This is a genomic window from Bradyrhizobium sp. AUGA SZCCT0283, assembly GCF_018130385.1.
GTDB lineage: Bacteria > Pseudomonadota > Alphaproteobacteria > Rhizobiales > Xanthobacteraceae > Bradyrhizobium.
This window is the reverse complement of the sequence record NZ_JAFCLU010000007.1, coordinates 38,522-62,945: the sequence shown is the minus strand read 5'-3', so window position 1 is coordinate 62,945 and position 24,424 is coordinate 38,522. Positions and strand designations below refer to the sequence as shown.

At 64.1% G+C, this 24,424-nt stretch carries 20 protein-coding genes; 11 read left to right on the top strand and 9 right to left on the bottom strand.

The annotated features are described in order from the left end of the window. Positions 1-63 precede the first annotated feature (63 nt). The 3 genes from JQ624_RS11965 to JQ624_RS38535 all read left to right on the top strand — a co-directional run bounded on the left by JQ624_RS11965 (position 64) and on the right by JQ624_RS38535 (position 4,037). Positions 64-1,236 (top strand): NADH:flavin oxidoreductase/NADH oxidase, encoded by a 1,173-nt coding sequence (locus JQ624_RS11965; protein ID WP_212419087.1) that lies wholly within the window; start codon positions 64-66, stop codon positions 1,234-1,236. A 132-nt stretch (positions 1,237-1,368) separates the two neighbouring features. Continuing rightward, on the top strand, positions 1,369-2,703 hold the full coding sequence (locus tag JQ624_RS11960; RefSeq protein ID WP_212419086.1) for a S41 family peptidase: 1,335 nt from the start codon (positions 1,369-1,371) through the stop codon (positions 2,701-2,703). A gap of 308 nt (positions 2,704-3,011) precedes the next feature. Beyond that, a complete protein-coding gene (locus JQ624_RS38535; protein ID WP_249129753.1) occupies positions 3,012-4,037 on the top strand; it encodes a hypothetical protein in 1,026 nt (341 codons plus the stop codon). A 216-nt stretch (positions 4,038-4,253) separates the two neighbouring features. On the opposite strand, the gene JQ624_RS11950 is transcribed toward JQ624_RS38535, so the two are convergent. The 5 genes from JQ624_RS11950 to JQ624_RS11930 form a co-directional block, all read right to left on the bottom strand. Further along, positions 4,254-6,986, bottom strand: coding sequence for an EAL domain-containing protein (locus tag JQ624_RS11950; RefSeq protein WP_212419085.1), 2,733 nt, complete (start codon positions 6,984-6,986; stop codon positions 4,254-4,256). A gap of 222 nt (positions 6,987-7,208) precedes the next feature. Further along, on the bottom strand, positions 7,209-7,712 hold the full coding sequence (gene moaC, locus JQ624_RS11945; RefSeq protein ID WP_212419084.1) for a cyclic pyranopterin monophosphate synthase MoaC: 504 nt from the start codon (positions 7,710-7,712) through the stop codon (positions 7,209-7,211). 3 nt (positions 7,713-7,715) lie between these two features. Continuing rightward, positions 7,716-8,537 (bottom strand): indole-3-glycerol phosphate synthase TrpC, encoded by an 822-nt coding sequence (gene trpC, locus JQ624_RS11940; RefSeq protein ID WP_212419083.1) that lies wholly within the window; start codon positions 8,535-8,537, stop codon positions 7,716-7,718. 17 nt (positions 8,538-8,554) lie between these two features. Continuing rightward, positions 8,555-9,568: an anthranilate phosphoribosyltransferase gene (gene trpD, locus JQ624_RS11935; RefSeq protein WP_212419082.1), complete on the bottom strand. Its 1,014-nt coding sequence runs from the start codon at positions 9,566-9,568 to the stop codon at positions 8,555-8,557. 63 nt (positions 9,569-9,631) lie between these two features. Beyond that, positions 9,632-11,533: a peptidylprolyl isomerase gene (locus JQ624_RS11930; protein ID WP_212419081.1), complete on the bottom strand. Its 1,902-nt coding sequence runs from the start codon at positions 11,531-11,533 to the stop codon at positions 9,632-9,634. 269 nt (positions 11,534-11,802) lie between these two features. On the opposite strand from JQ624_RS11930, the gene tpiA reads away from it, so the two are divergent. Continuing rightward, positions 11,803-12,555: a triose-phosphate isomerase gene (gene tpiA / locus JQ624_RS11925; RefSeq protein ID WP_212419080.1), complete on the top strand. Its 753-nt coding sequence runs from the start codon at positions 11,803-11,805 to the stop codon at positions 12,553-12,555. Here tpiA and JQ624_RS11920 read toward each other — a convergent pair. The 3 genes from JQ624_RS11920 to JQ624_RS11910 are packed head-to-tail and all read right to left on the bottom strand — an operon-like array spanning position 12,552 to position 14,039. Next, the gene (locus JQ624_RS11920) at positions 12,552-13,091 is read right to left on the bottom strand and encodes a GNAT family N-acetyltransferase (protein ID WP_212419079.1); all 540 of its coding nucleotides are present in this window, start codon (positions 13,089-13,091) and stop codon (positions 12,552-12,554) included. The genes tpiA and JQ624_RS11920 overlap by 4 nt on opposite strands. A gap of 21 nt (positions 13,092-13,112) precedes the next feature. Next, positions 13,113-13,466, bottom strand: a complete 354-nt coding sequence (locus JQ624_RS11915) for a hypothetical protein (protein ID WP_249129751.1) — start codon at positions 13,464-13,466, stop codon at positions 13,113-13,115. 6 nt (positions 13,467-13,472) lie between these two features. After that, on the bottom strand, positions 13,473-14,039 hold the full coding sequence (locus JQ624_RS11910; protein ID WP_212419078.1) for an XRE family transcriptional regulator: 567 nt from the start codon (positions 14,037-14,039) through the stop codon (positions 13,473-13,475). A 225-nt stretch (positions 14,040-14,264) separates the two neighbouring features. Between JQ624_RS11910 and secG the strand changes: the two genes are divergently transcribed. The 7 genes from secG (at position 14,265) to JQ624_RS11875 (ending at position 23,239) form a co-directional block, all read left to right on the top strand. Beyond that, on the top strand, positions 14,265-14,645 hold the full coding sequence (gene secG / locus JQ624_RS11905; protein WP_212419077.1) for a preprotein translocase subunit SecG: 381 nt from the start codon (positions 14,265-14,267) through the stop codon (positions 14,643-14,645). Positions 14,646-14,811: 166 nt separating this feature from the next. Further along, complete coding sequence (locus JQ624_RS11900; RefSeq protein ID WP_212419076.1) at positions 14,812-16,443, top strand: CTP synthase; 1,632 nt, start codon at positions 14,812-14,814, stop codon at positions 16,441-16,443. Between the two features lie 220 nt (positions 16,444-16,663). Further along, positions 16,664-16,990, top strand: a complete 327-nt coding sequence (locus JQ624_RS11895) for an NIPSNAP family protein (protein WP_057834587.1) — start codon at positions 16,664-16,666, stop codon at positions 16,988-16,990. A gap of 93 nt (positions 16,991-17,083) precedes the next feature. Beyond that, complete coding sequence (gene kdsA / locus JQ624_RS11890; protein WP_212419075.1) at positions 17,084-17,932, top strand: 3-deoxy-8-phosphooctulonate synthase; 849 nt, start codon at positions 17,084-17,086, stop codon at positions 17,930-17,932. After that, entirely contained in the window at positions 17,929-19,122 is a 1,194-nt protein-coding gene (locus JQ624_RS11885) for an MFS transporter (protein ID WP_212419074.1), read from the top strand. Before kdsA ends, JQ624_RS11885 begins: the two co-directional genes overlap by 4 nt. A gap of 341 nt (positions 19,123-19,463) precedes the next feature. After that, positions 19,464-21,338 carry a glutaminase A gene (glsA, locus tag JQ624_RS11880; protein ID WP_212419073.1) on the top strand — a complete coding sequence of 625 codons (1,875 nt, stop codon included), beginning with the start codon at positions 19,464-19,466 and terminating at the stop codon, positions 21,336-21,338. Between the two features lie 227 nt (positions 21,339-21,565). After that, positions 21,566-23,239, top strand: coding sequence for an adenylate/guanylate cyclase domain-containing protein (locus JQ624_RS11875; protein ID WP_249129766.1), 1,674 nt, complete (start codon positions 21,566-21,568; stop codon positions 23,237-23,239). 107 nt (positions 23,240-23,346) lie between these two features. Here the strand turns inward: JQ624_RS11875 and JQ624_RS11870 are convergent, their stop codons facing one another. Continuing rightward, positions 23,347-24,327: a hypothetical protein gene (locus JQ624_RS11870; protein WP_212419072.1), complete on the bottom strand. Its 981-nt coding sequence runs from the start codon at positions 24,325-24,327 to the stop codon at positions 23,347-23,349. Positions 24,328-24,424: the final 97 nt, after the last annotated feature.

Here is a 24,424-nt window from a genome sequence, read left to right as displayed (position 1 = left end):
TCCCGGCGCCAATACTTCCCGGCGTCATGCCGGGACAATGATGTCCGGATGCGAGGAAACCACATGACGGAAACGCTGCTGTTTTCCCCGATGACGATCCGCGGCGTTACACTGAAGAACCGCATCGTGGTGCCGCCGATGCATCAATATTCGGCCCAGAAGGGCTTTCCAACCGACTGGCACCTGATGAACGCCGGCAAGTTCGCCGCCGGCGGCGCCGGCCTCGTCGTCGTGGAATCGACCAAGGTCGAGCGGCGCGGCTGCGGCACGGTCGGCGATCTCGGCATCTGGGACGACAAGTTCGTCGAGCCGCTCGGCCGCCTCGTCAAGTTCATCAGGCAGCAGAACGCGGTCGCCGGCATTCAGCTCGGCCATTCCGGCCGCAAGGCGCGCGCGAGCCGGCCCTGGGAGGGCGACCGCCCGCTGGAGCGGACGCCTGACATCGAGGACTGGGACGCATGGCAGCCGGTGGCCCCGAGCGCCATTGCCCATAGCGAGAGATGGCCGGTGCCGAAGGCGCTTGAGCGGGGTGAGGTGAAAGACCTGGTGCAGGCCTGGGGCAACGCGGCGCGCCGCGCGCATGAAGCTGGCTTCGACGTGCTGGAACTGCACGGCGCGCATGGCTATCTCGTGCACCAGTTTCTTTCCGAACGCTCCAACGCGCGCAGCGACGAATATGGCGGCTCCGAAGCCAATCGCATGCGTTTCATCACCGAAATCACCGAAGCCGTGCGCGCGCACTGGCCGGACCACAAGCCGCTGTTCGTCCGCCTCTCGGTCGAGGACAACGCCGGATGGGGGCCCGAGCAGAGCGTGCGGCTGGCCAAAATCCTCAAAGCCAAAGGCGTCGACGTCATCGACTGTTCATCCGGCGGCATCACCGAGATGGCACCGATCCTGGGCAAGGAAATCAAATTTGGCTACCAGGTGCCGCTGTCGGAATATGTCAGGCGCCATGCCGACATCATGACGATGGCGGTCGGTCTCATCATCCATGGCGACCAGGCCGAGCAGATCCTGCGCGATGGCCAAGCCGATTTGATCGCGGTGGGGAGGGAAATCCTCAACAATCCCAATTGGCCGATGGACGCCGCGCTCAAGCTCGGCGTGGAGGGCGCATTCCGCAACGTTCCGCCGCAATTCGGCTACTGGCTGGGTACCCGCGCCAAGCGTGGTTTTGGAACCCCGCCCTCCACCTGGCAAAACGGGCTGCAGGAAGCTGATAAGGCCTCCTGACAAGGCCGTACTGGTCCGGGGCGGCGTGCCTTGATCCGACCAAAAAGCCATTGTGAGTTGGTGGCGACGGGACAGGGGCGCCGATTCACGGGAATCGCGGGCGTCCGCAGAAAAAATAAGGGACGCCCCACGATGCGCAGGAATTTTGCCTTTCTTCTCGGCACGGTGACGGGCGCGTGTCTGGCCGTTCTCGTGACGGGACCGCAGGGGACGAATCTGGTGGCGGCGGCAAAGGCCGCGGCCCGTTCCGACGCCTACACCCAGCTCAATCTGTTCGGCAGCGTGTTCGAGCGGATCAAGACCAGCTATGTCGAGAAGCCCGACGATTCCAAGCTGATGGAAGGCGCCATCAACGGCATGATCTCCGCGCTCGATCCTCACTCGCGCTACATGAATGAGAAGGGCTGGAGCGACATGCAGGAGACCACCCATGGCGAGTTTGGCGGGCTCGGCATCGAGGTCACCATGGAAGACGGCCTCGTCAAGGTGGTGACGCCGATCGACGATACGCCGGCGGCCAAGGCCGGCATGCTGTCGGGCGACGTGATCACCCAGATCGACGACGAGACCATTGCCGGCATGACCCTGGAACAGGCGGTGAGCCGGATGAAGGGCCCCGCCAACAGCAAGATCCGGCTCAAGGTCGCGCGCAAGGGTTCCGCCGCGCCGATCGATATTGCCATCGTCCGCGAGATCATCCGGGTGCGGCCGGTCCGCTACAAGACCGACGGCGGCGATATCGGCTATATCAGGATCACCCGCTTCAACGAGCAGACCACCGACGGCCTGAAAAAGGCCATTGCCAGCATCACCAAGGAGATCCCGGCCGACAAGCTCGCGGGCTATGTCGTCGACCTCCGCAACAATCCCGGCGGATTGCTCGACCAGGCCGTATCGGTGTCGAGCGCCTTCATGAACCGGGGCGAGGTGGTCTCGACGCGCGGCCGCACCGCGGAGGAAACCCAGCGCTTCACCGCGCGCGGCGGCGACATCACCAAGGGCAAGCCGCTGGTCGTGCTGATCAATGGCGGCTCGGCTTCCGCCTCCGAGATCGTGGCCGGCGCGCTGCGCGACCACAAGCGCGCCACCCTGATCGGCACGCGCACCTTCGGCAAGGGCTCGGTGCAGACCATCATCCCGCTCGGGGCCGGCAATGGCGCGCTGGCGCTGACCACGGCGCGCTACTTCACCCCGTCGGGCCGCTCGATCCAGGCCCAGGGCATCGCGCCCGACGTCGAGGTGCTGCAGGACGTGCCGGATGAACTGAAGAACCGCTCCGAACTGAAGGGCGAAGCCTCGATGCGCGGCCACCTCGCCGCCGACGGCGCCGAGCAGGCCGGCTCGCAAGCCTGGGTTCCGCCGAACGACAAGGACGACAAGGCGCTGAACGCGGCGTTCAACCTGCTGCGCGGCGTGACGGTCAATGCGAACGCGCCGACGATGGCGAAGCGCGCGGTGCCGAACTAGCGGCAGCCCAACGCTATTGACGCTGTCGGAATTCTCCGCGTAGCCCGGATGAGCGAAGCGATATCCGGGGTTCTGGTCCATCCCCGCATCTCGCTGCGCTCATGCGGGCTACTGGCTCCTCGCAATGACGTGCGCAGATGCCCTTCGGCCGCAAGCCGCAAGCCCCAAACACAAAATATCGAAAACAACCCCATGCAAAGTAGGCTGGATATCCTTTTTTGAAACTCCGTTTCCAACCGGCCGTAGCTCGCGCGCGAGATATTTCACCAGGCCGGTTCCCGCTCCCTGCGCGTTCAAACGGAGTAGTCATGTCGAGAAATTGGACTTTGCTGACCCTGATCCTGTTCCTCGGTTCAACCGGAGCCCTGCAGGCAGAACCGCTCGATTCACCCGGCGTCGTGTATATCGACGGACAGCCGTGCAACCGCGCGTGCCAGTCCTACATGGACTGGTCTTACCGGGCGTTGTCCGCCCGGCGCCATGAGGAACGCGAGACCAGAGTCGCGGTACCGGATGAGGTGGAAATAGAGCGTGTCGAACCCGTAGCCCGCCCCCGTGTGGCAAGGCAGCACGTACCGGTTTCCCGCACCGCGCTGCACGCCGGCACGGCGGCGTCGAATGGCAAGGCGCCCGGCACCAAGGCGTCAAACAGCAAGAAGATTGCCGTTGCCAAACCCGCACCTTCAGCGCCGGCGAAGGATATGCCGGCGGCCACGGCGGCCGTTACTCCGGAAAAGGCCGTAGGTGAGACCGCCCCCGCCATTCAACGGCCGGAGCCCAAGGTGGAGCGCGCCGATCGGCCGGCGCCGGCGCAGGCAGTCGCCATCGCCCCGTCGCAGCCTGCCGAGGCGCCCGCACCCGAGTCCAAGCCCGAGGTGAAGTCCCAGGTCGCGGCCGAGGCAAAGCCTGAGGTCGCCTTGCCGCCGCCGGCGACGCTCGAAATCGCCGCGCGGCCGGCGACGCCGGCTCCCGCGACGGTGTCTAACAAGGCCAGCGAGATCGGAAAGACCGCATCCGCATCGCCTGATGATCAGGACAATCTGGTCGCGCTCGTGCTGGTGCGCCCCGAGATCAATTCATTGTCCGACCTGAACAACAAGAACATCGCGATCACCGAGAAGCAATCCGCCTCGAGCGGACGCGTCAGCGCCGCGCTGATGGCGGCGGGTGCCCCCGAAGTCCAGTTCCGCGAAGTAAAAGCCAGTGCGATCGATCGGCTGATCAGCGGCGAAGTCCCGGCCGCCGTCGTGCTTGCCTCGCGCGAGGTGGCGAACCTGTTTCCCGAGCTCGAGGGATTCCGGACGTTTCGATTGCCGCTGAAGGCTCGGCTGTAGTGAGGGGGCGGATGGGCGCGAGCGATATCCGCGGTCTTGGCTTATTCCCGCATATCGCTGCGTTCATGCGGCTACTCGCTATGCCCGGCTGTCACAGAAATTGCGTGTCTAATTCCAGGGACGATAAGCTGCGGCGTACTGGATGCCCCGCCTTCGCGGGGCACGACGGTCTTTGTTGTGTTAACGAGGAACGTGCGTCCAGAGGGCTTTAAGCAGCTACGCCGTCCGCACCACCGGCTTGCGCCTGCGTGCCCGGTTCACCTGCACCGCGTCGGGTCCCTGCCGGTGCGCCGACAGCAACGGCCTGATCTCCGCTGCCGGCTTCGGCGGGCTGAACAAATAGCCCTGCATTTCCGAGCAGCCGAGTTCGCGCAGCAAGTCGCGTTGCTGCTCGGTCTCGACGCCTTCGGCCGTCGTCGTCATGTGGCGTTCGGCGGCGATGTTGACCACCGCCTGCACGATGCAGGACGAGCCTTCGGGCTCGGCGATGTCGGTGATGAAGCAGCGGTCGATCTTGATCTTGTCGAACGGAAAACGCTGCAGATAGCTCAGCGAGGAATAACCCGTGCCGAAATCATCCAGTGCGATACGGACGCCGATGGTGCGAAGATCGTGCAGGACGGCGAGCGCGGCCTCGTCGTCGCGAATCAGCACGGCCTCGGTGATCTCGAGCTCCAGCCGATCGGCAGCGAGGCCCGATGCGGCCAGCGCCGCCATCACCTTCAGCGCCAGCGTGCCGCTCCTGAATTGAACCGGCGAGACGTTGACCGCGAGCCTGATATTGCCGGGCCAGCTCACGGCTTCCTTGCAGGCTGATGTCAGCACCCACTCGCCGAGCTGGTTGATCAGGCCGGTGTCCTCGGCAAGCGGGATGAACTCGGCGGGCGAAATCATGCCGCGCTGCGGATGGCGCCAGCGCACCAGCGCCTCGCAGCCGGTGATCGCGTTGGTTTGCAGGCCGAGGCAGGGCTGATAGTAGACCTCGAAGCCGCCGTCGACGAGCGCCTGACGCAGGTCCATTTCCAGGCTGCGGCGGGCGCGGACCTCGGCCTCCATGTCGGTTTCGAAGAAGCGATAGGTGCGGCGGCCGGCGGCCTTGGCCGCGTACATCGCCAGATCCGCGTTCTTCAGGATCTGGTCGATGTCGGAGCCGTCTTGCGGCGCCAGCGCGATGCCGATACTGGCGTCGGTGGTCACCTGATGGCCGAAACATTGATAGGGCGAGCGGATCGCCTCGAAGATACGGCTGACGAGCTTCATCACGTCGTCGGTATCCTCGATCCCGGTCTGGACGATGGCGAACTCGTCGCCGCCGAGCCGGGCCACGAAATCGGTCTTGCGCGCGCAGCCGGCAAGGCTCGACGCGACCGATTTCAAGAGCTCGTCGCCGATCATGTGGCCGAGCGAATCGTTGACGCTCTTGAATTCGTCGATGTCGATATAGAGCACCGCCAGCTGCCGGTCCGGCGCGACGTGGGACAGTTCGCGCTTGAGCCGTTCGTGGAACAGCGCGCGGTTCGGCAGGTCGGTCAGCGCGTCGTAATGGGCGAGGTGGGTGATGCGCTCCTCGGCGCGGCGGCGCTCGGTGATGTCTTCATGGGTCGCCAGCCATCCGCCGTCCGGCACCGGCTCGTTGACGACCTGGATCGAGCGTCCGTCGGGCGTCGATATCACCATGACGTTGCGGTGCGAGATGTCGCGCAGCACCACCTCGACGTAATGATCGATATCGCCGACGAACGAGCCGGATTCCTTGCGGTGGGCGATCACCTCGCGGAAGCTGCAACCCGGCTTCACGACGTCGGCCGAGAGGCCGTACATCTCGAGATATCGCCTGTTGCAGATGATGAGCTGCTGCTTCGAATCGAACAGCAAGAGGCCCTGCGTCATGTTGTTGACGGCGGTGTCGAGACGCTGCTTCTCCAGCGACAACTGCTGCTTGGACGCGCGGTGCTGGTGCGAAAGCTTGCGGACGACAAGAAACAGCAGGGCGGCGATCGCCAGCACGGAAAGTCCGGTGATCGTGATCAGAATTCCGATCTGCTCGCGCCAGTCGGCCAGTGCGGCCGATGTCGTGGTCGAAGCGATGATCACAAGCGGAAAATTCGTCAGCGCGCGCGACGAGATCAGCCGGTCCTGGCCGTCGATCGGGCTGGTGAGGCGCGAAGTGCTTTGGGCCAGCTCGAATACTTGTCGCTGGGCGGCCGGACCGGTCTTGAAGTTCTTGCCGACCAGCTCCGCCACATGCGGGTAACGGGCGAGCAGCGTGCCGTCGCTGTGATGCATGGCGATGGAGGCGTTGGGTCCGAGCGCTACGGTCGCGAAGAATTTTTCAAAGTTGACGGGTTCGATGCCGCGGCCGATGACGCCGAGGAATTCGCCTTTCGGCCCGGTGATCTTGCGCGCGATCACCGTGGTCCAGGCGCCGGTGATGCGGCTGTAGACCGGCTCGACCAGCATTTCCGGCGATTGCGGGTCGGACTTGAAGGTCCTGAAGTAGGCGCGGTCCGCCGAGTTGACCGGCGGCGCCGGCCAGGCGGCCGATGCGTTGATCAGGTTGCCCTCGGCGTCGAAGACGTTGACGCCGCCGACATAGGACAGCGCCTCGATCTTGGATTTCAGCATCAGGTGGATGTCATGGCCGGACATCCGGCGCTTGTAGTTCTCGACGGTCGCGATCCCGCTGGAACGCATGAACGCGATCAGGTCCTTCTGCACGACCTGGAAGTCTTCGAGCTGCTGGTCGAAATGGCGGGCCAGCAGCAGCACGGTGTTTTCCAGCTCGCGTTCGCTGCTGCGCAGCGCGCGCTCGCGGGAATTGCCGGCCATGATGGTCGCGCCGATGGCGATGGCGGCGATCAGGAGCGTGCCGCCCAGGATCAACCAGCGGATCGGGCCGCCGCGGAAGGCGGACGCAATCCTGAATGAGGTGGTGCCGGTCGATGCCATTGAACGCGATCGCTGCCGAGAAATGAACTTCCGGAAGCGGAGTTCTCCCAACCCCCGGCCCATGACTTCGATAGCGCGCCGAAATGGAGTTGACGTTAGCAAGCCTGGTTAATGAAGCGTTAGCCGGTGGCAGCGGGTTCCGCCGGCAACCATAGGGGAGCATCGTTCGAAGATGGAACCGGCCACACCCACGGGTGACGACGGCGACGCCGGTCGCCGAGCTCAGCGCTCGGCGCGATAATGCCCGGACTTGCCGCCGATCTTCTCGACGAGATGGATATCTTCGATGCGAACGCCGCGTTCGACCGCCTTGATCATGTCGTAGATCGTAAGACACGCGACCGACACCGCCGTCAGCGCTTCCATCTCGACCCCCGTGGGGCCGGTGACCTTGACGGTGGCGCGGACGATGCAGCCGGGCAGTTTTTTGTCGGGCGTGATGTCGAGGGTGACCTTCGACAGCGGCAGCGGGTGGCACAGCGGGATCAGTTCCGAGGTGCGCTTGGCCGCCATGATACCGGCGATGCGGGCCGCGCCCAGCACGTCGCCCTTCTTGGCGTTGCCGGAGACGATCAGGTCGAGCGTCGCCTTGCCCATGACGACGCGCCCCTCGGCGACCGCCGTGCGCTCGGTCGCTGCCTTGGCCGAGACGTCGACCATCCGCGCTTCGCCCGACGCATCGATATGGGTGAGGGCGGAGCCGCCTTTGGGAGCCTTCCGCGCCATCTACTAGCCGGTCCCGGTCGCGCGCGGGGTATCGGCACGCGTCAGCAGCGCGCGGGTCGCTGCGGTCACATCGGCCTGCCGCATCAGGCTTTCGCCGACCAGGAAGGTCGACATGCCGACGCGCTCGAGGCGGGCGAGATCCGCGGGCGCAAAGATGCCGCTTTCGCCGACCATCAGGCGGTCGCGCGGGATCAGCGGCGCCAGCGCCTCGCTGGTCGCCAGCGTGGTCTCGAAGGTCCTCAAGTTGCGGTTGTTGACGCCGATCATCGGCGAACGAAGCTTTAGCGCGCGATCGAGCTCGGTGCGGTCGTGGATTTCGATCAGCACATCCATGCCTAGCGCGATCGCCGCGTCCTCGAGATCCTTGGCCGTGGCGTCGTCGAGCGCGGCCATGATGATCAGGATGCAGTCCGCGTTATGGGCGCGGGCTTCCACCACCTGATAGGTGTCGAACAAAAAGTCCTTGCGCAGCACCGGTAGATTCACGGCCGCGCGCGCCGCCACCATGAAATCGAGATGGCCCTGGAAGGAGGGCGTATCCGTCAACACCGACAGGCACGCTGCGCCGCCGGCCTCATAGGCCTTTGCCAGCGCCGGCGGGTCGAAATCGGCGCGGATGAGCCCCTTGGACGGCGAGGCCTTCTTCACCTCGGCAATCAGCGCGTAGTCGCCGCGCGAAAGCTTGTCCCGGATCGCGCGCAGAAAGCCGCGCGGCGGCGAAGCCGCTTTGGCGCGGGCTTCGACCTCGGACAGCGGATGCGCCCGCTTGGCCGCAGCGATTTCCTCGCGCTTGTAGGCTTCGATCTTCGTCAGGATATCGGACATCTCTGGCGCCCCTCGGATCAGCCGCGCGAAACCGCGATCAGGTGTTTCAGCCGGGCCGCTGCAGCGCCGCTGTCGAGCGATTTGACGCCGATCGCGACGCCTTCCTTCAAGTCCTTGGCGCGGCCCGCCACGATCAACGCGGCCGCGGCGTTCAACAGCGCGACGTCGCGATAGGGGCTGGGCTTGCCGTTGAGCACGCCCTGCAGCGCCACCGCGTTGGCGTCGGCATCGCCGCCCTTGAGCGCGTCGCCGCTGCAGCAGGTGAGGCCTGCATCCTCCGGCGTCACCTCGAAGGTGGTGATCTTGCCATTGTCGAGGCTGGCGACAAAGCTCGGGCCGGTCAGGGTGATTTCATCGAGCCCGTCGGAGCCGTGCACGACCCAGACGGATTCGGAGCCGAGGTTTTTCAGCACCTGCGCCAAGGGCTGCACCCAGTGCCTGGAGAACACGCCGACCATCTGCCGCTTCACGCCGGCCGGATTGGAGAGCGGTCCGAGCAAATTGAAGATCGTGCGGGTGGCAAGCTCGACCCGGGTCGGGCCGACGTTCTTCATGGCCGGATGATGCGCAGGCGCGAACATGAAGCCGATGCCGGCCTCGGCCACGCAGCGGCCGACCTGCTCAGGCGTGAGATCAATCTTGACGCCGAGGGAAGCCAGCACGTCGGCCGCGCCCGAGCGCGACGACAGCGCGCGGTTGCCATGCTTGGCGACGGGCACGCCGGCGCCCGCGACGATGAAGGCCGCGCAGGTCGAGACGTTGACCGAACCGGAGCCGTCGCCGCCGGTACCGACAACATCGACGGCGTCCGCGGGCGCCTTAACCCGCAGCATCTTGCTGCGCATTGCCGACACCGCACCGGTGATCTCGTCGACGGTCTCGCCGCGGACCCGCAGCGCCATCAGCAGCCCGCCCATCTGCGAGGGCGTGGCCTCGCCGGACATCATGCTGTCGAAGGCGGAGGCCGCCTCTTCACGCGACAGCGTCGCGCCGGTGGCGACTTTTCCGATGATAGATTTGAGGTCGTCCATCGCTTGGGCTTTCAGGATTGGGTGTCGTCATGAAGCATGACCGGCGCTCCCGGCCGATCATGCTCAGTTGTTAGCGCCCGTCACCTGCGCGAAGGCGGCCTGGTTGATGGAGGTGCCGATCTCGGATTCGATCTTCGTCACGTATTGCGCCACCTGTTCGTCGGTCAGGCCGCGCTGCAACGTGTCCTTCAGTTTCTTCAGCTCATCGGAGGCGGTGTCGACCGGTGGCACGGTCACGTCGGTGACACGGAACACGATCCACTCGCTGCCACCGGCGCCCGGCGTCTGCCCGACGCCGTCCTTGGCCGTCCGGAACGCGGCCGTGATGGCGGCCGAGGGTACGCCTGAAAGCTGGGCGTCGCGGCGGAAGCCGGTCGCGGTCTCGACCTTTGATCCAACCGCAGCCGCTTCGGCCGCGAGCGTGCTGCCTTGCTCGACCTTCTGCACCATCTCGGTCGCCTTCGCGCGCAGCTTGCTCGAAATCTGGTCTTCGCGCCATTTCGCCTCGACCTGGCTGCGAACCTCGTCGAGCGGGCGCTCGCGCGAGGGCGTGACGCCGAGCACGTCGTACCAGACGTAGCCGCCGGCAAACTGGAGCGGTTCGTTATCGACGCCGACATCGCTGTTGAAGGCCTGCGAGACCACGTCGAGGCCGCGCGGAATGTTGGCCACGGGCTGGCCGTCGGGCGTGCGGCCGGAGCGGTCGACGGCTTCGATCGTGACGGGGGTCAGGCCAAGCTTCTGCGAAGCCTCCACCACATTGGCGCCGCCAGAGCGCTCGTCTTCCATCTTGTTCTGGATTTCGTTGACCTTGGCGCGTGCGCGTTCGGTCGCCAGTTCCTTTTTCACCTGGGCTGCAACGCTTTCATAGGTCGGCGTCACGCCCGGCTCGATCTTGCCGATCTTGACCAGCGCCACGCCGAAGCGCCCCTGCACGGGCTGGCTGACTTCGCCCGATGGCAGCGCAAACGCCGCATCCGCAATCGCCGGATCGATGATCGCGCTCTTTGCGATCATGCCGAGGTCGACGTCGGCCAGATTGAGATTGCGCTCCTTGGCGAGGTCGTCGAACGACATTCCCGACGTGATGCGGCTGCGCGCGGCCTGCGCTTCGCCTTCGTTGGGAAACACCATCTGCGACACTTCGCGCTTTTCCGGCGTGCCGATCTGGTCGCGGCGCTGCTCGAAGATCTTCTTGGCGTCCTCGTCGGAGACCTCGGTCCATTTGCCGATCTCTTCGGGGCTGATCACGACAAAGGACAGTTTGCGATATTCGGGTGCGCGGAACTGGGTCTTGCGGTCCTCGAAATAGGCGGCCAGCGCCTCGGGCGAGGGCGGATCGATCGTCCCGGCCTGCGCGGCGTCGAGTTTGACGTACTCGATCGCGCGCTGCTCGTTCTGGAATCGGGTCATGGCGTCGATCAGGACCTTCGGCGGCTCCACCCCGGCCGTGACGGTGCCGGCGATCTGGCGCCGCAGCCCGAGACGCCGCTGTTCGGCAAGATAGCGTTGCTCGGTGTAGCCGAACTGGCGGATCGTGGCCTGGAAGCGTGCCGGGTCGAACTTGCCGCCCAATCCCTTGAAATTCGGGTCGCCGTAGATCAGCCGCATGGTTTCTTCCTGGGACTGGGCAAGCCCCATGCGCCGTGCTTCCTCATCCAGCGCCGCGTCGGCGATGGTCTGTTGCAGCACCTGCCGGTCGAGCCCGAAGGCGCGGGCCTGTTCCGAGGTCAGCGGACGGCCGAAACTGCGGCCGAGCTGCTGCAGCCTTTCCGTGTAGATCTGGCGGAATTGCTCGGTCGAAATCTCGGTCTTGCCGATCTTGGCGAGCGACGACTGGCCGAACCCCTTGAAGATGTCGGCGATGCCCCAGACTGCGAAACTGACAATCAAAACGCCCATCACGGTGGCCATGACAACCTTGCCGAGCCAGTTTGATGAGGCTTTCCGAATTCCTCGAAGCATGGGTCCAACTTGTTTTGCAGGAGAGGGGGAACCGGGTCATGCCCAACGAAAATTCGATTCCGTTCAGGATCGACTTCCGCAACAGGGCGTCACCGAGTTGATAACGCATCATAAAGTGGCAGCGCCCCCCTCGCAACCTCCGCAGCGTGGGCCATTTAAAGCGGTTAACGGCCAAGGGATGAGTTAAGGGATCGCCCGACCGGTATCTGGAACTGGCGGCCTGCCTCTGCTAGCGCATCTGTAACGCTTACATTTGCGGGATAATTGACATGACCGACGCCATCCGGCCGCTGATCGCCGGCAACTGGAAAATGAACGGCCTGAAATCCTCCCTGGCCGAGTTCGAAGCCATGATCGCCGGCGCAGGCGCGCTGGCCGGCAAGGCCGACCTGCTGGTTTGCCCCCCGGCCACCCTGATCGCCGGTTTCGCCGACAAGGCACTCGATTCAAAACTCGCCGTTGGGGCCCAGGATTGCCACCCAAAGGCCTCGGGCGCCCATACCGGCGATCTCTCGGCGGAAATGCTGGCGGATGCCGGCGCCAGCGCCATTATTGTCGGCCATTCCGAGCGCCGTGCCGACCATGGCGAAACCGACGCGCTGGTTCGCCAGAAGGCGGAAGCAGCCTGGCGGGCGGGGCTTTTGGCAATCGTCTGCATCGGCGAGACCCAGAAGCAGCGCGATGCCGGCCAGACGCTGGATGTCTGCGGCACGCAGCTTGCGGGCTCGTTGCCGGATGGCGCGACGGCGGCCAATCTGGTGGTGGCCTATGAGCCGGTCTGGGCGATCGGTACCGGGCTGACGCCGACACCCGGAGATGTCGAGCAAGTTCATCGCTTTATTCGCGGTGTTCTCACCAGCCGGTTCAAGGCGGAAGGTAGCAGGGTCCGGATTCTCTACGGCGGCTCGGTGAAACCCTCCAACGCGGCGGAACTGATGGCGGTCGCCGATGTCAACGGCGCGCTGGTTGGCGGCGCCAGCCTGAAGGCGACGGACTTTTTGGCGATCGCGGAGGCCTGTTAGCTCAAGGCGGGTACGCTTTCCTGTAGCCGCTTCCAGTAGATCAGCGTGCCGGTGAGGCCGCCATGGGGTTTGAGCGCGTAGTCCGGAATGACGCCGGTCAGCTTGAATCCCATCCGCTCGTAGAGGCCCGCCGCGCCCTCGTCCTCGGCGGTATCGAGCACCAATAGCCAGCGCCCGCGCGCGATCGCGATCCGCTCGGCCTCGCGCAGCAGCGCCGTGGCGATCCCGCGGTGGCGGTGACTGACGCGGGTCATCATCTTCGCGATCTCGGCGCGGTGCGGCTGGTTCGGCGGAAGATCGAGCAAGAGCGTGACGGTCCCGATCAGCCTATCGCCGTCAAAGGCGCCGAGAATGATCCGCTCGCCGCGGCCCGCCGCGCTGAGCGAGTTCGACCAGAACGCCTCCGCCGCCTCCTGCGACAGCGGATGCATGAAGCTGACCGAGCCGCCATTCGCCACGGTTTCGATCAGGATTTCACTGAGCGTCGCGCGAATTTCGGGCGAAGCGCTCAAGGCTTTGATCTCAATATCCGACATCAGGATGAATTTCCGTGAAGTTCAGGTTCGATGATTGACGGCACGGGCGGCGCGCGCCCGCTTGATCTCTGCTATCCGCTCGACATCCTCGATCTGAAGGTGACGGCCGCGTTCGAGAATTTCCAGCGTGTATTCTTCGTAAGTGAGGCCCAGCCGCTCGGCTTTTCGGATGCGGAACGCGACGATGCCGGGCGAGGGGTTTTTCCAGGCCGCGCGATGCGCCGCCTTCCAGTAAAAGTAATTTCCAATTCCGTCGTTGCCCCATTCCGGCGTGTGCTCTTGGTCGAGCGGCGGACCGCCATTGTGGCCGGCGGGAGCGGGGGTTGCCTGACCCGCTGGCCCGGCCGGAGAACGCCTGATGTCGATCTCCGACATTGCGAGCTAGCTCCGGGCGAGGGCAACGACGTAAGTGCAGGGTGCGGCGCTCTCGTTGGCAAACGTCACTTCCGCGGGCGGGCCGAATCCGAGGCAGTCGCCGGTGCGGAGTTCGTGGCGTTCGCCGCCATCGATCAGGACGAGCGCGCCCGACAACACCCAGAGGACCTGGCGGATGTGTGCGTAGGATGAGGCGGGCAGCGTCACGCGCTGCTTTGCCGGCATCTCGACCTTGATGATCTCGACGGGATGATCGGGGCGGTTGAATACCTGCGTGCGCAGATAGCCGGTTTCGGGATCGCGCCACACCGGCTGCTCGGCGGCCCGCGAAAGACGTTCGCCCTGGCCTTCGGCGCGCAGCATCAGGCCGGCGAGGGTGAGGTCGAAGGCGCTGGCGAGCCGAACCAGCACCACCGCGGTCGGGCTGACCTCGGCGCGCTCGATCTTGCTGATGGTGGCCTTGGAAACCCCGGAGCGCTCGGCGAGATCAGCCAGCGACCAGCCGCGGCTGTCGCGCTCAAGCCGCAGGCGCTGGGCGAGGCGGGTGCTGAGGTCGTCTACTATAGTGCCCATTTGTCTATTATAAGAGAAATAGGCGCGACCTCAAGTGCGGATTCGAGCGTCGGCGAAAGCTGGGGACAGCCTTGCCGTAGCGCCTGCGGCAATTATCTCCCGGTCTGCTGTTGGGGGTGACAATGCCCCGTCCGATCGTGTAACACCGCGCAACTTCAGGAAAACCCGCAAGCTCTTGGTGCAGCCGAAGCCCGGCGCTGTCAGCTTGTGACGGAAGGTTTTGAGATGCAGACCGTCATTATCGTCGTTCACCTCATGATCGTCTCGGTGCTGATCGGCGCCGTGCTGCTGCAGAAATCCGAAGGCGGCGGCCTTGGCATGGGCGGCGGCGCCGGCTTCATGTCGAGCCGCGGCACCGCCAATCTGTTGACGCGGACGACGGCGATCCTGGCGGGGCTTTTCTTCCTGACCAGCATGGCGCTGGCCTGGATCGCGGGCATCGACCGCAAGCCGGCCTCAATCCTCGGCACCGCGCCGGCGACGCAGTCCCAGCCGGGTGGCGCGACGCCGGTCGCCCCGCCGACCTCCGGCGGCGTGCTCGATACGCTCAAGAAGGTGGATGAACAGCAGGGCCAGTCGGGTCCGCAGGCCCCGCGTTCGCAATAAAGCAGGGTGGCTATGCAGGACGGCCTCTACCGTCCTGTATCAGAACTTCCCATCAATGCTCTGATATCGCTTTAAAATTCACGTCACCCACAGCCCGGCAGAATGTTCGCCCGTGCATGCGATTCGTTTTGGCGAATCGGGCCAGTGGCCTTAAAGGTTGAGTCCCATGGCGCGGTACATATTCATCACCGGCGGCGTGGTTTCTTCGCTCGGAAAGGGTCTGGCATCGGCGGCACTCGGTGCCCTGCTGCAGGCCCGCGGGTACAAGGTCCGTCTCCGCAAACTCGACCCCTATCTCAACCTCGATCCCGGAACGATGTCGCCGTATCAGCACGGCGAAGTGTTCGTGACCGACGATGGCGCCGAGACCGATCTCGATCTCGGCCATTACGAGCGCTTCACCGGGCGTCCGGCCACCAAGGCCGACAACATCACCACAGGACGCATCTATCAGGACATCATCACCAAGGAACGCCGCGGCGATTATCTCGGCGCGACCATCCAGGTCGTCCCGCACGTCACCAACGCGATCAAGGAATTCGTGCTCTCGGGCAATGACGAATATGATTTCGTGCTGGTCGAGATCGGCGGCACCGTCGGCGACATCGAAGGCCTGCCGTTCTTCGAGGCGATCCGCCAGCTCAAGAACGAACTGCCGCGGGATCATGCCGTCTACATTCATCTGACGCTGCTGCCGTTCATTCCGAGCGCGGGCGAACTCAAGACCAAGCCGACCCAGCACTCGGTGAAGGAACTGCGCTCGATCGGCATCCAGCCGGATATCCTTTTGTGTCGCACCGATCGTGAAATCCCGAAGGAAGAGCGGCGCAAGCTCGGCCTGTTCTGCAACGTGCGCGAAAGCGCCGTGATCGAAGCGAGGGACGTCGACAATATCTACGCGGTCCCTGAGGCCTACCACGCCGCCGGCCTCGACGACGAGGTGCTGGCCGCGTTCGGCATCTCGCCGAAAATTCCACCAGCGCTGCAGAGCTGGCATCTCATCAACGAGCGCGTGCGCAACCCCGAAGGCGCGGTGACCATTGCCATCGTCGGCAAATACACCGGCATGAAGGACGCCTATAAATCGCTGATCGAGGCGCTCTCCCATGGCGGCATCGCCAACAAGGTGAAGGTCAATCTCGACTGGATCGAGAGCGAAGTGTTCGAGAACGAGGACCCGGCGCCGTTCCTCGAACACGTCAACGGCATTCTGGTGCCCGGCGGCTTCGGCCAGCGCGGCGCCGAGGGCAAGATCCGCGCGGCGCAGTTCGCCCGCGTCCGCGACGTGCCGTATTTCGGCATCTGCTTCGGCATGCAGATGGCGGTCATTGAGGCCGCGCGCAATCTCGTCGGCATCGAGGAGGCCAACTCCACCGAGTTCGGCCCGACCAAGGAGCCGCTGGTCGGCCTGATGACGGAATGGCTGCGCGGCAACGAGCTGGAGAAGCGGTCCAAGACCGGCGACCTCGGCGGCACCATGCGGCTCGGCGCCTATCCCGCGGCGCTCAAACGCGGCAGCCGCGTCTCGGAAGTCTACGGCGGAGCGACCGAGATTTCGGAACGCCACCGCCACCGCTACGAGGTCAACACCGCCTACAAGGACCGGCTCGAACAGCACGGCCTGCGCTTCTCTGGGTTATCGCCCGACGGCGTGCTGCCGGAGATCGTCGAATACGAGGACCATCCCTGGTTCATCGGCGTGCAGTTTCACCCCGAACTGAAGTCGCGGCCGTTCGAGCCACACCCGCTGTTTGCGTCGTTCATTCAGGCGGCGGTGGTGCAGAGCCGGTTGGTGTAGACGTTTGCGGAATCGCAGGTTGGGCAAAGCCACCGGGTCGCGCGAACGCGCGCCCGATGCGTGCCCACCATTTCGAGACGAACAGTCTGGATAGATGGTGGGCACGGCGCGAAGAGCGCGCCTTTGCCCACCCTGCGGCTCCGCCTTTGACGAACGATTGAATTGTTGCGACAAATTCCTCCCGTGAACTGCAAGAACAATAATTGAAGGAGTGAAGCCGATGATCATGGAAATGCGCGTCTATCGCTGTCTGCCGGGCCGCCTGCCGGCGCTGATGAAGCGGTTCGATACGCTGACGCTGAAACTGTGGGACAAGCACGGCATCAAGCAGGCCGGTTTCTACACCACGCTGATCGGCACCTCCAATCAGGAGCTGACCTACTTCGTCGCGTGGGACTCGCTGGCCGATCGCGAGAAGAAATGGACCGCATTCCAGTCCGATCCCGACTGGATCGCCGGCCGCGCCAAGAGCGAGGAGGACGGCCAGATCATCGACAACATCGTCAGCCAGTTGCTGGTGCCGACGGCGTTTTCGGCGGTAAAATAACCGGCGGCGCAACCCTGATATTCAGGGACTGATTGGGGTTGATCCTGATGATGCGGACCGGCATGGTCCGCGGCAGATACGAAGGAAAATCCCTTGAACGCGAAACTCGACGCAGCTCCGGTCGTCACCGTTGGATCGGTCAAATTCGGCAACGATCTGCCGATTTCGATTATCGCCGGGCCGTGCCAGCTCGAGAGCCGCGCGCACGCGCTCGAAGTGGCGAGCGCGCTGAAGGAGATCGCCGGTCGGCTCAAGATCGGCCTCGTCTACAAGACCTCGTTCGACAAGGCTAACCGCAGCAGTGGATCGGCTCCGCGCGGCATTGGCCTGGCGCAGGCGCTGCCGATTTTTGCAGAGATTCGCTCGTCGCTGGGATTATCTGTCCTCACCGACGTGCATGAACCTCCGCAATGCGCCGAAGTTGCGCAAGCGGTGGACGTGCTGCAGATCCCGGCATATCTGTGCCGGCAAACCGATCTCCTGCTGGCGGCCGCCGCGACCGGCAAAGCCGTCAACGTCAAGAAGGGCCAGTTCCTCGCGCCGTGGGACATGGCCAATGTCGTCGCCAAGATCACCGGCGGCGGTAACCCGAACGTGCTGGTCACCGAACGCGGCGCCTCGTTCGGTTACAACACGCTGGTGTCGGACATGCGTGCGCTGCCGATCATGGCGCGCACAGGCGCGCCCGTCATTTTCGACGCCACCCATTCGGTGCAGCAGCCGGGCGGGAAAGGGACGTCGTCGGGTGGCGAGCGCGAATTCGTGCCCGTGCTGGCGCGCGCGGCGGTCGCGGTCGGCGTCGCCGGCGTCTTCATCGAGACCCATCCCGATCCCGACCACGCGCCGTCGGACGGGCCCAACATGGTGCCGCTGCGCGAGTTCGAGGCGTTGGTGAAGAGGCTGATGGCGTTCGACGCGCTTGCCAAGAACGCTTCGCAGTGACCGCATCCAGCCGAACGCCGCCGGCGCTCAATATCATTGCGCTCGCGACCTTTTCGGCAGCCCTGTCCGCCCGTGCGCTGGATCCGGTGTTGCCGCACGTGGCCGAGGATTTTTCCGTCAGCATCGCCACCGCCGCCAGTTTCGCCGCGGCCTTCGCCTTCACTTTTGCCATCATCCAGCCGGTGCTCGGCGCCGTTGCCGACATGTTCGGCAAGGCCCGCCTGATGGGGGTTTGCCTGGCGCTGCTGGGCCTCGCCAACATTCTCGGCGCGGTGGCGACGTCGTTCCCGCTGTTGTTTGCGTCCCGCATTCTGGCCGGTATCGGCTCGGGCGGCGTGTTTCCGATCGCGCTGGGGCTGACCAGCGATCTCGTCGGGGCTGAGAAGCGGCAGATCGCGATCGGGCGCACGCTGGCCGGCGCCATGACCGGCAATCTGCTGGGTGCCTCGGTGTCCGGCCTGATCGGAGACTTTCTCGGCTGGCGCGGCGTGCTCGCCGTGCTGGGTCTGATTGTCGTGGTGGCCTCGATTGTGGTGGCCGTTGGATTTCGCGGCGCGGCGTTGACGCGTCCGCCGCGGACCAGCCTGTCGGCCCTCAAGCAAGGCTATCGCACCATCTTCAGCAACCCGAATGCGCGCATTTGCTACGGGGCCGTGTTCATCGAGGGCTGCTGCGTGCTCGGGCTGTTTCCCTTTATCGCGGCCTTCCTGTTCGAACTCGGCGAAACCTCGTTGTCGATCGCGGGCATTGTCATCGCGGGCTTCGCCGTCGGCGGGCTGTTCTACACCTTGACGGTATCGCGGTTTCTGCCGACGATCGGCGTCAACGGGATGATGATCGGCGGCGCGGCGTTGGTCGGTGTGCAGCTCATCGCGGTGGCCATGGGTCCGGAATGGAAACTGCAAACGCTCAGCCTGATCTTCATGGGCTGGGGATTCTACATGATCCACGGCAGCCTGCAGGTCTTCGCCAGCGAATTATCGGCGGAAGCGCGCGCCACCGCGCTGTCGCTGCACGCGTTCTTCTTCTTCATGGGCCAGACCATCGGCCCGATCGCCTATGGTTTCGGCATCCAGCACGCCGGCAAGGTCCCGACCTTGCTTACCGCAGCGGCCGTGATGATCGCGCTCGGCTTTGTCTGCGCGAAGCTGCTGCGCCAGACCCGGCCGGCGGACGCTGCGGCGGCGTAACTGGCGCCCTCACAAGAATCCGATGATGTATTCGACCAAATAGACCGTCGTGAAATAGGCGAGGGTGCCGATGGCCAACAGGCCAACCGACAGCCACACCCATAAGGGTGTCGTTTCCTTGGTCATGTTGATGGCTCATGCCGCTACGCGCCGCCTCCTTGGCAGCGCTGGTTTCCCCCGGCCGATCGACCATGGCGTAAATCCGGCTCGAATGGCAGGAAATGGTGGGCTAGCGGCAGGATGACGCACATCTGCCGCGTGTGCACGGGTTCAGGTGCCGAAGTCAGGTAGCCGGCCATGGCACGGGGATTGCTTCATTTATTGCCATTTAAGGTGATGATGTGGACGCCCAGATTACCCGTTCGGCCAAGAGCAATTTCGACGCCAGAAATACCGGTTACGCCAACGAGCCGCCGCTTCAACGGTTTTTGGCCGCCTGCCACGAGGAATTCAGGTCGGACCATTCCGGCGCGGTCGCCGATTACATTCCCGAGCTGAAGCGCGCCAATCCGGCACATTTCGGCGTCGGTCTCGTCACCATCGACGGCCACGTCTACGAGGTCGGCGATAGCGCCGTGCCTTTCACCATTCAATCGGTCTCGAAAGCCTTCGTGTTTGCGCTTGCGCTCGACATGGTCGGCGAGGAGCGCGTATCCGCTGCGATCGGCGTCGAGCCGAGCGGCGAGGCGTTCAATTCGATCCGCCTGACCAGCGACAACCGGCCGTTCAACCCGATGGTCAATGCCGGCGCAATCGCCTGTTCCGGTCTGATCCATCAGGTCGACGGCGCTTTCGCCTTCGAGCGCATTCGCGAGAAACTCAGCCAGTTCGCCGGGCGCGAACTCGGCGTCGACGACGCGGTCCACGCTTCCGAAGCGCTGACCGGCAACCGCAATCGTGCGATCGCCTGGCTCTTGAGAAATTATCTCGTGCTTCAGGACGACGTCGATGCCGTGCTGGACACCTATTTCCGGCAATGCGCCATCCTGGTCACGGCGCGCGACCTTGCGGTCATGGCGGCGACGCTTGCCAATCGCGGCGTCAATCCGGTCACCGGCGTTTCCGTCATTCCGCCCAACGTCGTCGCCCGCACGCTGTCCGTCATGACCAGTTCGGGCATGTATGACTATGCCGGCGAATGGATCTATCGTGTCGGCATCCCCGCAAAGAGCGGCGTCGGCGGCGGCATTGTCGCAGCGCTTCCGTCCCAGATGGGGCTCGGCACGTTCTCGCCGAACCTCGACAGCCACGGCAACAGCGTGCGCGGCCTGAAAGTATGCGAGGCGCTGTCATCGCGCTTCGACCTGCACATGCTGAACCGCAGCGCCGATGTCCGCACCTGCATCATTGCCGACTACGACATCTTCGGCATTTCGTCGCGCCGCAGCCGCCAGCCGCATGAGCAGCAGATCCTGGACGATCGCCACAGCGATATCAGGGTGGTCGAACTGGTCGGCGCGCTCAACTTTGCCACAATCGACCATGTGACGCGCCGGCTCGCCGGTGAGCCGCCGAATGCGCCGCTGCTGATCCTCGATTTTCGCCGGGTGCCCGATCTGACCGCGGCGGGCGCTCAGCTTCTCGCCGAGAACCTGACGATCCTGGGTAATACCGGCGTCACGGCGATCCTGACCGGCCTCGAGGCGACATCGCCGGTATGGCAGGCGATTTTCGCGCGCATCTCCGATCCGGGGAGGCTGCGGCGCTTTGCGCTGCTCGACGAAGCCATCGAATGGGCGGAGGACCAGATCATCTATCGCTATGGCGGCTTTACCGCGTCGAAGGAAACCAGCCATCTCGGCGAACAGGCGTTGCTGGCCGATTTGGCCGCCGACGAAATCGCCGCGCTGGCTGATTTGTCGACGGCGCGGCGTTACGAGGCTGGCCAGCGTATCATCAGCGCAGGCGAGCCGGCCAATTCGCTGTTCTTCCTGCAAAGCGGCATGGTCAGCGTGAAGCTGCCGAGCGGCGTGCGGCTGGCTTCACTTGGACCGGGCATGGAATTCGGCGAGATGGCCATCATCGAAACGCACCGCAGCGCCGATGTCTGGGCCGACACGGCCGTGAAATGCCTCGAACTGCCGCTCGACAGCTTTGCCGATTATCGCCGGCTCCACCCGCAGATCGCGATGAAGATCATGCGGAATCTTTCCGCGCTGCTGGCGCGGCGGCTGATCCTCGCCAACGCCAAGGTCGATCTCCTCAGCGCGTACTAAAGCAGATAGGCCTTGATCCAGATCAAGGTCGTCGACCCAACCCGCAATAACCGATGATGGGTACGGTTCCAGTCATGCTGGGTACCTCGGCGAAATCCGCGAGCCCAGGCGGGAGCGCAGCCATTTCCATTACGCTCACCCAGAACCTGCGGAAACTGTCCGGATCGGTGATCAGGCAGTCGATCAGAAGGCGAATCGTTGCCATCGCCGTCGGATTGATCATCCTGATGGTGGCGATATCTATTCTCTCGATGGTGATGGTCGGGCGGGTCGGCCATCTACTCGATGAGCTAACGGACAGGTACGCTCCGGTCAATGCGCATTTGACACGGCTCAGTGTGTCATCGCTTGAGCGGGCTCTCGCGCTTCGCCGTATGGTGATCGCAAAAATGCAGGATCCGCCCGATGAGATCGGGTACAAGCTGCGAAAGCAGATCTACGAGGCGAAGAGCGCCGAGGTCGAGAGCGAGGCGCAGGCTGCTCGCAAGACCATTGATGCGATCGTAGCAGACACCAGTACGCCCTCGGACAACGCCGCGCTGGCGCGCATTGAGAGCCGAATCGAAAGTCTGATGAACCAGACCCGCCGTCACCTGGGGCAAGAGCAGTCGCAACTGCTTGCCGACCTTGACGCGCGGGATTTCCCAGCCGTGAGACGCAGCTTGGCGCGAACAGATGCGCTCCGCGATGAACTCAATCAAGGCGTAGATGCCGTTCGCGGGGAGATGGTGAAAGTGAGTTATGCCGCCATAGCAAAAATCCGATCGGAGCAGACTCAGGCGGTGCTGACCTCGGCGATAGTGACGTTGCTCGCTGCGATTGTCGGATTCACCTTCGCCAATCTCGTCAGCGGCGGGATCATCCGTTCTGTGAAGCGGTTGTTGGAGGGTACGCGGGCGGTCGAGGCCGGCCACCTCGATCAATCCATCGATGTGACGACGGGCGACGAAATCGGACAACTGGCTGCAGCATTCAACCGGATGGTCCTGCAACTGCGCGACAACCAGCGGGTTCGGGAAACTTTTGGCAAGTATATCGATCCACGCGTCGTGGAGGGATTGATCGACCGGCCGAACCTAACCGCGGCGGAAGGCCAGCGGCGGGTGATGACCGTCATGTTCTGCGACCTGAAGGGTTTCACCAGCCTGAGCGAGGGCATGACGCCCCAGGGACTGGTCAAGGTCATGAACCGCTATCTGTCCATCATGTCCGAACCGATCCGGAGCAACCGCGGCATCATCGACAAATATATCGGTGACGGCATCATGGCCTATTGGGGCCCTCCGTTTGTCGACGAAGCTGATCACGCCCGCTTTGCCTGTCTCGCAGCCGTGGAAATGATCGAGCGTATTTCGACGCTGCGTCGCGAAATTCCAGAGTTGCTTGGCGTGCTTGGCACCCCCATGGAGACTTGCGATTTGCGGATCGGCATCGCGACCGGCGACGCGCTGGTCGGCAGCATCGGCTCGGACGTCATGATGAGTTACACCGTGATGGGCGACGTGGTGAACCTCGCCTCACGGCTGGAGGGTGCTAACAAGGCGTATGGCACCCGCAATCTGATTTCAGAGCGGGTCTTCACTGCGGCGGAAGCCGCGATCGAGGTTCGGGAGATCGATCGGGTGGTGGTGGCGGGCCAGACCCGTTCGGAACGGATCTTCGAAATCCTTGGACGCAAAGGCGAACTCGCATCGCAACAACTGGCGTCTCGGGACAAGTATCTTGAAGGACTTGCCGCCTACCGCGAACGGAGATTTGACGATGCGCTTCGCGCGCTCGGCGCCTTGCTCGAGGTGGCACCCGATGACGGTCCGTCGACCACGCTGATCAGCCGCATCGAAGGCTTCAAAGCAAACCCGCCGCCCCAGGACTGGGACGGGTCATGGCACATCGAGAAATAGTCGCCCGCCCGCGACAGGGCGCACGGCAAGCAGGAAGCCGGCACGATCACGGCTGGCCCGGCGCCTGATCCTTGCCCTGATCCTCGCCAACGCCAAGGTCGACTTGCTCAGCGCATATTGAGTGCCGCGGAAAGCAATTTTTGCGCCTGCCGGGTTGCTTCCGCAAACGAAGCCTGCTTTGGCGCATTCTGCGTGAAGCAGCGCTTGTATTCGTCCTCGCCCTTCTGGCGCAGATTTCCCAGTTTGTCGTAGGTCTTCCTGTCGATCTTCTCGAACCGCAGGTCGTCCTCGGCCTGCTCGGCTTTCTTGTTGTAACTGACCCGGATGGCGATACAGGCCGGAATTTGCACCTTGGGATCGATCGATCCGTAGGCGACGTACACCTTGCCATTGGCGATCGCAGAGACGAATACGGTGTCGGCTGCGTCGGGAATGTCCGACTGGGTCCGGCCCGCCAGCATCCCATGCACGAAGGTCGCGCCGGCAGGCCTTGCGATTGGCAGCGAATTGAAATTCACCACCGCAGCGCCGCTCGATACCGCCTGGGTATAAAAACTCTCATCCTTCAGCGCCGCGCCGATCTGTTGCGGCACGTTCTTAATGTCCTTGCCCCACCAGTCCTTGTGGGCGCGCAGCCATCGTTCGAACAGCGTTTGCGTCGTGACGATGATATGCGCCTTCGGCTCGACATACTTTCCATCGGCGCCGTCCTGGCCGGCCTTTTCGCCGTTCTTCCCGACCACGGCGTCGAAGCGCAGCCCGTCGAGCATGCCGAAACCTTCGTCGCCCTTGTTGAAAGTATCGATGTGGAGTCTCGCCGGGCCAAAGCCTGCGCGGGTGGCCTCATTGAGAATGGCGCGCATCTGCGCCGCGAGATCGGCGCTTGCCGCTTCCTCGGCCTTCCACGCCGCATCGTCGGCGTTTCCGGCATCGTAGATCGCCGAAATTTTCTCGATCGCGGCGTCGCGCGCGGCGATGTAGCGGTCTTCGGCCGCTTTTGCCGGCGGTGCGGCTGTCGCGTTCGAGATTGTGGCAATGAGACAGAACGGGACAATCAGCCCGAGAATGGCGGATAAGGCATTGTGCATGTGCGGTGGTCGGCCGCACCCGCCGTCTGGTTCAAGGCGAACGATCGAGATCAACCCCTCTCGCGTCGCAGGGCGCACGTTCAGCGCTTGCCAAGTT

Excerpts from the sequence above, each read along its gene's own strand:
- JQ624_RS11965 (WP_212419087.1), top strand. The coding sequence starts at position 64 with ATGACGGAAACGCTGCTGTTTTCCCCGATGACGATCCGCGGCGTTACA.
- JQ624_RS11960 (WP_212419086.1), top strand. The coding sequence starts at position 1,369 with ATGCGCAGGAATTTTGCCTTTCTTCTCGGCACGGTGACGGGCGCGTGT.
- JQ624_RS38535 (WP_249129753.1), top strand. The coding sequence starts at position 3,012 with ATGTCGAGAAATTGGACTTTGCTGACCCTGATCCTGTTCCTCGGTTCA.
- JQ624_RS11950 (WP_212419085.1), bottom strand. The coding sequence starts at position 6,986 with ATGGCATCGACCGGCACCACCTCATTCAGGATTGCGTCCGCCTTCCGC.
- moaC (WP_212419084.1), bottom strand. The coding sequence starts at position 7,712 with ATGGCGCGGAAGGCTCCCAAAGGCGGCTCCGCCCTCACCCATATCGAT.
- trpC (WP_212419083.1), bottom strand. The coding sequence starts at position 8,537 with ATGTCCGATATCCTGACGAAGATCGAAGCCTACAAGCGCGAGGAAATC.
- trpD (WP_212419082.1), bottom strand. The coding sequence starts at position 9,568 with ATGGACGACCTCAAATCTATCATCGGAAAAGTCGCCACCGGCGCGACG.
- JQ624_RS11930 (WP_212419081.1), bottom strand. The coding sequence starts at position 11,533 with ATGCTTCGAGGAATTCGGAAAGCCTCATCAAACTGGCTCGGCAAGGTT.
- tpiA (WP_212419080.1), top strand. The coding sequence starts at position 11,803 with ATGACCGACGCCATCCGGCCGCTGATCGCCGGCAACTGGAAAATGAAC.
- JQ624_RS11920 (WP_212419079.1), bottom strand. The coding sequence starts at position 13,091 with ATGTCGGATATTGAGATCAAAGCCTTGAGCGCTTCGCCCGAAATTCGC.
- JQ624_RS11915 (WP_249129751.1), bottom strand. The coding sequence starts at position 13,466 with ATGTCGGAGATCGACATCAGGCGTTCTCCGGCCGGGCCAGCGGGTCAG.
- JQ624_RS11910 (WP_212419078.1), bottom strand. The coding sequence starts at position 14,039 with ATGGGCACTATAGTAGACGACCTCAGCACCCGCCTCGCCCAGCGCCTG.
- secG (WP_212419077.1), top strand. The coding sequence starts at position 14,265 with ATGCAGACCGTCATTATCGTCGTTCACCTCATGATCGTCTCGGTGCTG.
- JQ624_RS11900 (WP_212419076.1), top strand. The coding sequence starts at position 14,812 with ATGGCGCGGTACATATTCATCACCGGCGGCGTGGTTTCTTCGCTCGGA.
- JQ624_RS11895 (WP_057834587.1), top strand. The coding sequence starts at position 16,664 with ATGATCATGGAAATGCGCGTCTATCGCTGTCTGCCGGGCCGCCTGCCG.
- JQ624_RS11875 (WP_249129766.1), top strand. The coding sequence starts at position 21,566 with ATGGTGGCGATATCTATTCTCTCGATGGTGATGGTCGGGCGGGTCGGC.
- JQ624_RS11870 (WP_212419072.1), bottom strand. The coding sequence starts at position 24,327 with ATGCACAATGCCTTATCCGCCATTCTCGGGCTGATTGTCCCGTTCTGT.